8 protein-coding genes are annotated in these 12433 nt (G+C 46.4%); all 8 read right to left on the bottom strand.

All coding sequences use genetic code 11. The annotated features are described in order from the left end of the window. Positions 1-171: 171 nt before the first annotated feature. Positions 172-4377, bottom strand: a complete 4206-nt coding sequence (gene rpoC, locus IX95_RS25575; protein WP_006957111.1) for a DNA-directed RNA polymerase subunit beta' — start codon at positions 4375-4377, stop codon at positions 172-174. Between the two features lie 75 nt (positions 4378-4452). Further along, positions 4453-8481, bottom strand: a complete 4029-nt coding sequence (gene rpoB / locus IX95_RS25570) for a DNA-directed RNA polymerase subunit beta (RefSeq protein WP_006957112.1) — start codon at positions 8479-8481, stop codon at positions 4453-4455. 231 nt (positions 8482-8712) lie between these two features. Continuing rightward, a complete protein-coding gene (gene rplL, locus IX95_RS25565; protein ID WP_006957113.1) occupies positions 8713-9081 on the bottom strand; it encodes a 50S ribosomal protein L7/L12 in 369 nt (122 codons plus the stop codon). A gap of 58 nt (positions 9082-9139) precedes the next feature. Continuing rightward, positions 9140-9634, bottom strand: coding sequence for a 50S ribosomal protein L10 (rplJ, locus tag IX95_RS25560; RefSeq protein ID WP_006957114.1), 495 nt, complete (start codon positions 9632-9634; stop codon positions 9140-9142). A gap of 280 nt (positions 9635-9914) precedes the next feature. Further along, a complete protein-coding gene (gene rplA / locus IX95_RS25555; RefSeq protein WP_004747603.1) occupies positions 9915-10619 on the bottom strand; it encodes a 50S ribosomal protein L1 in 705 nt (234 codons plus the stop codon). Positions 10620-10623: 4 nt separating this feature from the next. Next, positions 10624-11052 (bottom strand): 50S ribosomal protein L11, encoded by a 429-nt coding sequence (rplK, locus tag IX95_RS25550; RefSeq protein WP_004747601.1) that lies wholly within the window; start codon positions 11050-11052, stop codon positions 10624-10626. Between the two features lie 143 nt (positions 11053-11195). Continuing rightward, entirely contained in the window at positions 11196-11744 is a 549-nt protein-coding gene (gene nusG, locus IX95_RS25545) for a transcription termination/antitermination protein NusG (RefSeq protein WP_006957116.1), read from the bottom strand. Positions 11745-11757: 13 nt separating this feature from the next. After that, on the bottom strand, positions 11758-12138 hold the full coding sequence (gene secE / locus IX95_RS25540; protein WP_006957117.1) for a preprotein translocase subunit SecE: 381 nt from the start codon (positions 12136-12138) through the stop codon (positions 11758-11760). Positions 12139-12433 lie beyond the last annotated feature (295 nt).

Genomic DNA, 12433 nt, shown 5'->3' with positions numbered 1-12433 from the left:
CTCATGTTCGTTATTTCCTTCATTTGTTGGTTGCAAACGAGGACATCTTGAACATGAGCGTTCTTCGGGCAAAGCCCAAAAGAACGATCACCACCTTCTAAAGAAGGTGGTTTAGGGCTAGAAAACAAAAAAGGCACCCTAAGGTGCCTTTTATCATTTCTTGACTAACGATTACTCGTCAGCAGAGAAACCTGCGTTTAGCAATGCTGCAAGATTGTCAGTTGCTTGCTCAGCTGAAGGACCTTCTTGTTCTTCAGTGCGCTTAGCTTGGCGATCTTGGTGGTAAGCGAAACCTGTACCTGCTGGAATTAGACGACCAACAATTACGTTTTCTTTCAGACCACGTAGCTCATCACGTTTACCAGAAACAGCTGCTTCTGTTAGTACGCGAGTTGTCTCCTGGAACGATGCCGCAGAGATGAACGATTCAGTTGCTAGAGATGCCTTAGTAATACCAAGTAGCTCACGCTCGAAACGAACAAGCTCTTTGCCTTCAGCTTCTAGCTGACGGTTAGCAATCTTAACGTTCGCGTATTCAACCTGTTCACCAACTAGGAACTCTGTAGAGTCACCAGCGTGAGTGATTGTACACTTACGTAGCATCTGACGAACGATAGTCTCAATGTGCTTATCGTTAATCTTAACGCCCTGTAGACGGTATACTTCTTGAACTTCGTTCGCGATGTACTGAGTCACAGCGTGGATACCACGTAGACGTAGAATGTCATGTGGAGACTCTGGACCATCTGCGATCACGTCACCACGTTCAACTTTCTCGCCTTCGAATACGTTAAGCTGACGATGCTTAGGAATCATCTCTTCGTAAGCGTCACCGCCGTCACGAGTGATTACTAGACGACGTTTACCTTTCGTTTCTTTACCGAAGCTCACAGTACCTGTGTGCTCAGCAAGAATCGCAGGCTCTTTCGGCTTACGTGCTTCGAATAGGTCAGCTACGCGAGGTAGACCACCGGTGATATCTTTGTTACCGCCAGACTTCTGAGGAATACGAGATAGCGTATCACCCACACCTACTTCTGCGCCATCTTCGATGTTTACAATCGCTTTACCAGGTAGGAAGTAGTGAGCTGGCATTTCAGTACCAGGGATCATTACGTCGTTACCCGCAGCATCAACAAGTTTGATAGCTGGACGCATATCTTTACCTGCTGCTGGGCGAGCTGCTGCTTCAGTTACTTCGCTTGAAGATAGACCTGTTAGGTCATCTGTTTGACGAGAAACTGTAACGCCATCGATCATGTCCACAAACTGGATGCGACCTGCCACTTCAGTGATGATTGGCATAGTGTGCGCTTCCCAGTTCGCTACTGTTTCGCCAGCTTCAACCGCATCGTTGTCGCCTTTGCTTAGTAGGGAACCGTAAGGTAGTTTGTGTTTCTCTTTTGTACGACCGAATTCGTCGATGATAGTCAGCTCAGAAGCACGAGACGTGATTACAAGCTTCTTATCTTTGTTCATTACGAACTTAGCGTTGTGTAGCTTAACCGTACCAGTTGTCTTCGCTTGGATGCTGTTCTCTGCTGCTGCAGTAGATGCCGCACCACCGATGTGGAACGTACGCATCGTAAGCTGTGTGCCCGGCTCACCGATAGACTGAGCAGCGATAACGCCCACTGCTTCACCTTGGTTCACTAGGTGACCACGTGCTAGGTCACGACCGTAACACTGTGCACAACAACCGAAGTCTGCATCACAGGTAACTACAGAGCGCACTTTCATGCTATCTACTGAGTTATCTTCCATGATCTGACACCACTTCTCATCGATCAGAGTATTACGTGGAATCAGTACTTCATCAGTACCTGGTTTCAGAACGTCTTCTGCAACAACACGACCTAGAGCAAGCTCAGAAAGTGCAACTTTAACGTCACCACCTTCGATGTGAGGCATCATGTCGATACCTTCGTGCGTGCCACAGTCATGCTCGTGTACAACAACGTCTTGAGCAACGTCTACTAGACGACGAGTTAGGTAACCCGAGTTCGCTGTTTTCAGTGCCGTATCCGCAAGACCCTTACGAGCACCGTGCGTTGAGATAAAGTACTGAAGTACGTTTAGACCTTCTTTAAAGTTCGCAGTGATCGGCGTTTCGATGATTGAACCATCTGGACGTGCCATCAGACCACGCATACCTGCAAGCTGACGAATCTGAGCTGCAGAACCACGTGCGCCCGAGTCAGCCATCATATAGATGCTGTTGAACGATTCTTGTTGCTCGTCTTCACCTTCACGGTTCACTACCGTTTCAGATGAAAGGTTTTCCATCATCAACTTCGCTACGCGATCGTTGGTTGAAGCCCAAATATCGATCACTTTGTTGTAGCGCTCACCCGCAGTTACAAGACCAGATTGGTACTGTTCTTGAATTTCGCGAACTTCTGCTTCCGCTTCTTCGATCTCAGTGTATTTCGCGTCTGGCACAACCATGTCGTCGATACCAACCGATACACCAGAAAGTGCTGCGTAAGCAAAACCTGTGTACATGATTTGGTCAGCGAAGATAACCGTGTCTTTCAGACCTAGCTTACGGTACGCCTCGTTAAGTAGGTGAGAGATCTGCTTCTTACCTAGCTTCTGGTTAACTATGCTGTACGGAAGACCAGATGGCACGATTTGCCATAGCATTGCACGACCGATAGTTGTATCAACTAGCTTAGTCTCTGTTGTGCTGTTGCCATCTTCATCTTTCACTGTCTCAGTGATACGAACTTTAACGCGAGCGTGTAGCTCTGCAGACTTAGTACGGTATGCTTTCTCAGCTTCAGCTGGGCTAGCAAGGTACATACCTTCGCCTTTCACGTTAATCTTGTCACGAGTCATGTAGTAAAGACCCAATACAACGTCCTGAGAAGGTACGATGATCGGATCACCTGACGCTGGCGACAAAATGTTGTTTGTCGACATCATCAGAGTACGAGCTTCAAGCTGTGCTTCTAGAGTTAGAGGCACGTGAACCGCCATTTGGTCACCATCGAAGTCCGCGTTGTACGCCGCACACACAAGTGGGTGTAGCTGAATCGCTTTACCTTCGATCAGTACTGGTTCGAACGCCTGGATACCTAGACGGTGAAGTGTAGGTGCACGGTTCAATAGTACTGGGTGTTCGCGGATAACTTCGTCTAGGATATCCCAAACAACTGCTTCTTCACGCTCTACCATCTTCTTAGCAGCTTTGATTGTCGTCGCTAGGCCACGAGTCTCAAGCTTGCTGTAGATAAATGGTTTGAATAGCTCAAGTGCCATCTTCTTAGGAAGACCACACTGGTGCAGACGAAGGTATGGACCTACTGTGATTACAGAACGGCCAGAGTAGTCTACACGCTTACCTAGAAGGTTCTGACGGAAACGACCTTGTTTACCCTTGATCATATCAGCAAGAGATTTCAGAGGACGCTTGTTCGAACCTGTGATCGCACGACCGCGACGACCGTTATCTAGAAGGGCATCAACAGACTCTTGCAGCATACGCTTTTCGTTACGTACGATGATGTCCGGAGCAGCAAGCTCTAATAGACGCTTCAAACGGTTGTTACGGTTGATTACACGACGGTATAGATCGTTCAGATCAGAAGTCGCGAAGCGACCGCCATCTAGTGGTACTAGAGGACGTAGATCTGGCGGAAGTACCGGAAGCACAGTTAGGATCATCCACTCTGGGTTGTTACCAGATTGAACGAACGCTTCAACTAGCTTCAGACGCTTAGTGATCTTCTTACGCTTAGTCTCTGAGTTAGTAGACTGAAGCTCTTCACGCATTTCTTCGATTTCAGCAGGCAGATCCATAGACGCAAGTAGGTCTTTGATCGCTTCTGCACCCATCTTAGCCGTGAATTCATCACCCCACTCTTCTAGACGATCCAGATACTCTTCTTCAGTCAGCATCTGAGATTTTTCTAGGTCAGTCATACCCGGTTCAGTTACTACGTACATTTCAAAGTAAAGAACGCGTTCGATATCACGTAGAGGGATATCCATTAGTAGACCGATACGAGACGGCAGTGATTTTAGGAACCAGATGTGAGCAACTGGTGAAGCAAGCTCGATGTGGCCCATACGGTCACGACGAACTTTAGTTTGTGTAACTTCAACGCCACACTTCTCACAGATAACACCACGGTGTTTCAGACGCTTATATTTGCCACAAAGACATTCGTAGTCTTTTACTGGACCAAAGATACGCGCACAGAACAGACCATCACGCTCAGGTTTGAACGTACGATAGTTGATCGTTTCAGGTTTTTTAACTTCACCGAAAGACCATGAACGGATCATGTCTGGTGAAGATAGACCGATTTTGATTGCATCAAACTCTTCGGTCTTATGCTGTGCTTTTAGAAAGTTTAATAAGTCTTTCACAATCAGCTCCTGTAAGGAGTTAAAAGGAGCTCACCCGCAAAAGTGAGCACCTTCAACCAAATAACCCCGTGGGGATTACTCTTCGTCTTCTAGCTCGATGTTGATACCTAGCGAGCGAATCTCTTTCAACAGTACGTTGAACGATTCTGGCATGCCAGGTTCCATGCTGTGGTTACCGTCTACGATGTTCTTATACATCTTAGTACGGCCGTTAACGTCATCCGACTTAACGGTTAGCATTTCTTGTAGGGTGTAAGCTGCACCGTATGCTTCCAGTGCCCATACTTCCATCTCACCGAAACGCTGACCACCGAACTGAGCTTTACCACCAAGTGGTTGCTGAGTTACTAGGCTGTACGAGCCAGTAGAACGAGCGTGCATCTTGTCATCAACAAGGTGGTTCAGTTTCAGCATGTACATGTAACCAACCGTTACAGGACGCTCAAACGCATCACCTGTGCGACCATCAAATAGCGTTAGCTGACCAGATTCTGGTAGGTCACCTAGTTTCAATAGCTCTTTGATTGATTGCTCAGAAGCACCGTCAAATACTGGAGTCGCGATCGGTAGACCACCACGTAGGTTCTTGATCAGCGTACGAACTTCGTCATCAGATAGAGACGCAACGTCTACTTTCTGACGAGTATCACCAAGGTCGTAAACTTTCTGTAGGAAGTCACGGAACTTAGCCAGCTCTTGCTGCTCTTTCACCATCTGGTTGATCTTGTCACCGATGCCTTTCGCTGCCAGACCTAAGTGTACTTCTAGGATCTGACCGATGTTCATACGCGAAGGTACACCCAGTGGGTTCAGTACGATGTCAACTGGCTGACCTTTCTCATCGTAAGGCATGTCTTCAACAGGGTTGATCTTAGAGATTACACCCTTGTTACCGTGACGACCGGCCATCTTATCACCAGGCTGGATACGACGTTTAACCGCTAGGTAAACCTTAACGATCTTCAGTACGCCAGGTGCTAGATCATCACCTTGTGTGATCTTACGACGCTTAGTTTCAAACTTCTTATCGAAGTCAGCACGTAGCTCGTCGTACTGCTCTGCTAGCTGCTCAAGCTGAGTCTGTTGAGCATCATCTTCAAGCGTTAGCTCTAGCCACTTCTTACGATCGATAGCGTCTAGTTTCGCTTCAGTGTAACCACCGTCAAGAAGTACAGCTTTAACACGGTTTAGAAGGCCACCCTCAAGAATCTGGAATTCTTCAGTAAGGTCTTTCTTCGCTTCTTTAAGCTGCATCTGTTCAATTTCAAGTGCACGTTTGTCTTTTTCAACACCGTCACGAGTAAATACTTGAACGTCGATGATCGTACCTGATACAGAGTTTGGTACGCGTAGAGACGTGTCTTTAACGTCTGACGCTTTCTCACCGAAGATAGCACGTAGTAGCTTCTCTTCAGGCGTTAGCTGAGTTTCACCTTTAGGCGTTACTTTACCTACAAGGATGTCACCGCCTTTCACTTCCGCACCGATGTAAACGATACCTGACTCGTCTAGTTTAGACAGAGCAGACTCACCTACGTTTGGAATGTCAGCTGTGATTTCTTCAGCACCAAGCTTAGTATCACGCGCCACACAAGATAGCTCTTGAATGTGGATCGTAGTAAAACGGTCTTCTTGAACTACGCGCTCAGATACTAAGATCGAGTCTTCGAAGTTGTAACCATTCCAAGGCATGAATGCGATACGCATGTTCTGACCAAGTGCTAGCTCACCAAGGTCTGTTGAAGGACCATCAGCAAGAACGTCACCACGTGCAACTGGTTCACCCGGCATCACACATGGACGCTGGTTGATACACGTATTTTGGTTAGAACGAGTGTATTTAGTTAGGTTGTAGATATCGATACCTGCTTCACCAGGGATCAGCTCGTCTTCGTTTACTTTAACAACGATACGAGAAGCATCTACAGACTGGATTACACCACCACGTTTCGCTACTGCTGTAACACCAGAGTCAACTGCGATGTTACGCTCGATACCAGTACCAACTAGAGGCTTGTCAGCCTTAAGTGTTGGAACGGCCTGACGTTGCATGTTCGCACCCATCAATGCACGGTTCGCATCATCGTGTTCTAGGAACGGGATAAGCGATGCAGCGATAGATACAACCTGGTTAGTTGCAACGTCCATGTAGTCAACATGTTCGCGTGGGTGTAGGCCAGATTCACCTTTCTGACGAGCTGTGATTAGCTCTTCAGCAAATGTACCTTGCTCAGAAAGTACCGTGTTCGCCTGAGCGATAACGTACTGACCTTCCTGAATAGCAGATAGGTAATCAACTTCGTCTGTTACTACACCATCTACTACGCGACGGTATGGAGTCTCAAGGAAACCGTACTCGTTACAACGTGCAAACGCAGATAGGGAGTTGATCAGACCGATGTTTGGACCTTCAGGCGTTTCGATAGGACACAGACGACCGTAGTGAGTTACGTGTACGTCACGTACTTCGAAGCCAGCACGTTCACGAGTAAGACCACCAGGACCCAAAGCAGAGATACGACGCTTGTGCGTAACTTCTGATAGAGGGTTGTTTTGGTCCATGAACTGTGACAGCTGTGAAGAGCCAAAGAATTCTTTAACCGCAGCAGAGATAGGCTTAGCGTTGATTAGGTCTTGAGGCATGATTGCATCAAGATCACCAAGGCTTAGACGCTCTTTAACAGCACGTTCAACACGTACTAGACCAACGCGGAATTGGTTTTCTGCCATTTCGCCAACAGAGCGGATACGACGGTTACCTAGGTGGTCGATATCGTCCACTTCACCGATGCCGTTACGGATAGCGATAAGCTTCTTCATCACTTCAACGATATCAGTTTCGTCAAGTGTGCCTTGCTCTTGAGCATCTTCACGTTCGATAGAGCTGTTAAACTTCATACGACCAACAGTCGATAGATCGTAACGCTCTTCTGAGAAGAATAGGCTTTCGAATAGTGCTTCAGCAGCTTCTTTCGTTGGTGGCTCACCAGGGCGCATCATGCGGTAGATTTCTACCAATGCAGAAATACGATCAACAGTGCTGTCGATACGTAGTGTGTCTGACATGAATGGACCGTGATCTAGGTCGTTCGTAAATAGAACTTCTAGAGCTTTATGGCCTGCCTGAGATAGGTTCGCTAGTGCTTCAAGACTGATTTCTTGGTTAGCCGCAACGATGATCTCGCCAGTCGCTTCGTTGATGTAGTCTTTCGAAGACACTTTGCCTACGATGTACTCTACTGGTACTTCGATGTGCTCAACGCCATCTTTTTCAAGCTGACGGATGTGGCGTGCCGTTACACGACGACCAGTTTCAACGTAAGTCTTGCCGTTTGCTTCGATATCGAATGACGCAGTTTCACCACGTAGACGATCAGGAACCAACTCCATAAGTAGAGTTTGATCTTTAACCTCGAAGTTCACCTTCTCAAAGAAGATGTCCAGGATCTCTTCTGTCGTCTTACCTAGTGCGCGAAGAATGATAGATGCTGGTAGCTTACGACGGCGGTCGATACGTACGTATAGGTTGTCCTTAGGATCAAACTCGAAATCAAGCCATGAACCACGGTAAGGAATGATACGTGCGTTATATAGAACTTTACCTGAAGAGTGGGTCTTACCTTTATCGCTGTCGAAGAATACACCTGGGCTTCTGTGCAGCTGGGATACGATAACCCTCTCGGTACCATTGATAACGAAGGTACCATTGTCTGTCATAAGCGGAATTTCGCCCATGTAGACTTCTTGTTCTTTAATGTCTTTTACAGTACCTGCTGGCGCGTCTTTATCAAAGATTACTAGGCGTAGTTTTACGCGAAGTGGTTTTGAGTAAGTTACGCCGCGAATTTGACATTCTTTAACATCAAAAACTGGCTCACCAAGACGGTAGCTAACGTATTGCAGCTCGGAATTGCCGTTGTAGCTCTGAATTGGAAATACAGAACGGAAAGCAGCTTCAAGACCGTATTGACCTTCAGGATCCTGTTCGATGAATTTTTCGAACGAATCGAGCTGGATCGATAGCAGGTATGGAATGTCCAACACTTGTGGACGAGTACCAAAGTCCTTACGGATGCGCTTTTTCTCGGTATAAGAGTAAACCATGGGGTTCCTCAGCTCGCTGATAAGTGACCCAAACTGTCTCCAATCGTTATGAGACAGTGACTAACACCTGTTTGAATGTAGTGACATTTCATTAAGCTGTAATGAAATGTTTTTTGCTAGGAACCTGGGTGCTCAAACAGCGGAAAAATCACCCAACCCCTACAGCGCAAAAAGGCCGGTGGTTATAAAACCACCAGCCATTAGCCGTTAGGCTAAGAAACTATGCAATAATTACTTAACAGTAACACTTGCACCAGCTTCTTCTAGCTGAGCTTTAAGAGCTTCAGCTTCATCTTTCTCGATGCCTTCTTTTAGAGGTGCAGGTGCGCCGTCTACTAGAGCTTTAGCTTCTTTAAGACCTAGGCCAGTTGCGCCACGTACTGCTTTGATTACAGCAACTTTGTTACCGCCAGCAGATTCTAGGATTACGTCGAATTCAGTTTGCTCAGCAGCAGCTTCGCCACCAGCAGCGCCGCCAGCAACAACAGCAGCAGCAGCAGAAACACCGAATTTCTCTTCCATTGCTTCGATTAGTTCAACAACTTGCATTACAGACATTTCTGCAACTGCGTCTAGGATTTGCTCGTTAGTAATAGACATAACAATTCTCTTTTAAAATCAACAATAAGTTTAATTAGCAACCAGTAAAAAGCAAGGCTTATGCCGCAGCTTCTTCTTTTTGATCGCGTAGTGCAGCGATAGTACGTACCAGCTTGCCTGCAGAAGCTTCTTTCATGCACATCATTAGGCGTGCAATTGCTTCGTCGTAAGTTGGTAGTGTCGCTAGTACTTCAGCATCAGTAACTGCGCCTTCGAATGCAGCAGCTTTGATCTCGAACTTGTCGTTCTCTTTAGCGAAGTCTTTGAAAAGACGCGCTGCGGCACCTGGGTGCTCGTTAGAGAATGCGATTAGAGTAGGACCAGTGAAAGTGTCTGTTAGACACTCGTAGTCTGTACCTTCAACCGCACGACGCGCTAGAGTATTACGAACAACTTTCAGGTAAACGCCCGCTTCACGAGCTTGTTTACGTAGAGAAGTCATCGCGCCTACTTCAACGCCACGAGAGTCAGCTACAACTGCAGAAAGTGCACCACTGGCAGCTTCGTTGACTTCAGCAACAATTGCTTTTTTGTCTTGAAGGTTTAAAGCCATCTTGGATTTACTCCTGGTTGTCGTTACACCACTCACTATTATCACAACAGTGAGAGCTATTGAGGTGCTTCCCAGAAGAAAGGTAACTATTTACATAGAGCTTTCTGTCAGTTCGGGCACCATCTACGTAGGGTAATTAAGTCTTTATTTATCAAATAAATTCAGACGCCTACGGTCTTGGACGGAGACTGGGTCTTAATTCTTACAGAACCAAAGTTCAGCCCCAACCACAAATATTAGGCGCGAAATTATACACAAATTTCGCGCCTAAGCAAATATATTAGTTTGCTAGAGTGTTCAGGCTAGCCTGATCAACAGCAACACCAGCACCCATAGTAGTAGAGATGCTTACTTTCTGCAGGAATGTACCCTTAGCAGAAGATGGCTTAGCTTTCTTCAGAGCAACTAGAAGTGCTTCTAGGTTCTCTTTGATCTGCTCAGCAGAGAAGTTTGCTTTACCGATAGTAGTGTGGATGATGCCGTTCTTGTCGTTACGGTAACGAACCTGACCAGCTTTAGCGTTCTTAACTGCTTCAGCAACGTTAGGAGTTACAGTACCAACTTTAGGGTTTGGCATTAGACCGCGAGGACCTAGGATAGTACCTAGTTGACCTACAACGCGCATTGCATCTGGAGAAGCAACAACTACGTCAAAGTTCATTTCGCCTTTCTTCACTTGCTCAGCAAGATCTTCCATACCAACGATGTCTGCGCCAGCTTCTTTAGCTGCTTCAGCGTTTGCACCTTGAGTGAACACTGCAACGCGGATTTCGCGGCCAGTACCGTGAGGTAGTACAGTTGCACCACGTACGTTCTGGTCAGATTTACGAGCATCGATGCCTAGGTTAACAGCAACGTCTACAGACTCAACGAATTTAGCAGTTGCTAGTTCTTGAAGAAGAGCTACAGCTTCGTTGATTTCGTATTCTTTAGTTACGTCAACTTTTTCGCGGATAACGCGCATGCGCTTAGTTAGTTTTGCCATGATCTTAACCCTCTACCACTAGGCCCATTGAACGAGCAGTACCAGCGATAGAACGCTTCATTGCTTCGATGTCAGCACCAGTCATATCTGCAGCTTTAGTTTCTGCGATTTCCTGAAGCTGAGCGTCAGTTACAGTACCCACTTTCTCAGTGTTTGGACGACCTGAACCAGACTTAACGCCAGCCGCTTTCTTAAGAAGAACTGCAGCAGGTGGAGTCTTAGTTACGAACGTGAAAGAACGGTCGTTGTATACTGTGATAACAACTGGAGTCGGTAGACCTTTCTCAACAGATTCTGTTTTTGCGTTAAACGCTTTACAGAATTCCATGATGTTCACACCGTGTTGACCTAGAGCAGGACCAACCGGTGGACTCGGGTTCGCCATACCAGCAGCAACTTGTAGCTTGATGTAAGCTTCAACTTTCTTAGCCATGATTTTTCCTAATTTTGGGTACTAACGCTAATCGACCGATCAGCTCCCCGTTTACGTAAATAACTTTTTACTTCGATGGAAGTAAAAAGGCGCGAAATTATAGTCATAATTCGCGCCTTAAACAACCCTAAAAAGGTGTTTTTTTAATCAAGTTTTTCAACCTGACCAAACTCAAGCTCAACTGGTGTTGCACGACCAAAGATCGATACAGACACTTTCAGGCGGCTCTTCTCGTAATCCACTTCTTCAACGGTACCGTTGAAGTCAGCAAATGGACCGTCAGTAACACGTACCACTTCACCCGCTTCGTACATAGTACGTGGACGTGGTGATTCACTCGCCTTCTCAAGACGGTTAAGGATAGCGTCAGCTTCTTTATCAGTGATAGGAGCTGGACGGTCAGAGGTACCACCAATGAAGCCCATGACACGTGGCACGCTGCGTACTAGGTGCCATGATTCATCGTTCATGATCATCTGAACGAGGACGTAACCAGGGAAGAACTTACGCTCAGACTTACGACGTTGGCCTGCGCGCATCTCCACTACTTCTTCAGTAGGGACTAGAACTTCACCAAATAGCTCTTCCATGCTGTGCATTTTGATATGCTCGCGAAGAGACTGAGCTACACGACCTTCAAATCCAGAGAAGGCTTGAACCACATACCAGCGTTTTTTAGGAGCTTCACTCATGAATTAAAACCCTCTATACCCCAGTCACAAAGTTGACAAGACGAACCATAATGCCGTCGATGCCCCAAAGTGCCAGAGCCATTACAATACTTACAGCTAAAACGATCAAAGTCGTTTGCACAGTTTCTTGACGCGTTGGCCAAACTACTTTGCGAACTTCCATACGAGATTCTTTAGCGAACTCGATCGCAGCTTTACCTTTTGTTGTTGTAGCAGCAACACCAAGTGCCGCAGCAATCAGTACAACAACACCTGCAGCGCGAATCACTACAGACATTTCACCATACAGGTAATTACCCACAACAGCGGCAGCTAGCAGAACGAAAGTGACAATCCACTTGAAGATATCTGCGCCATTTGAGCTTTCAGGAGTTTCAGCATTATTTGCTTTCATAAAACCAAACCTGTCACAAGTCTTAATATAGACGACAACAACCCCGCTGTTGCAGGGCAAATCCATGAAACGACAACCTTATCGATTGACGTACTCTTTCTTAATGACCAAGAAGCAACATCTTGGGCAAAAAATCCTGCTTAATATCTGCTTGGATAAGAAATTAGCAAACATTATATTTAGTGCAGAAAAAGGGCATCAAATGATGCCCTTTTTGCTACTGGTTCGTCAAATCTTATTCAAAGATTTTTCAGAAGTCTTCAGCAATTCCTGAGAATTAGTCGAAGATCTTAGC

This window comes from Vibrio sp. B183 (assembly GCF_000740665.1).
Taxonomy (GTDB): Bacteria; Pseudomonadota; Gammaproteobacteria; order Enterobacterales; family Vibrionaceae; genus Vibrio; species Vibrio coralliilyticus.
This window is presented reverse-complemented; position numbering and strand designations above follow the sequence as displayed.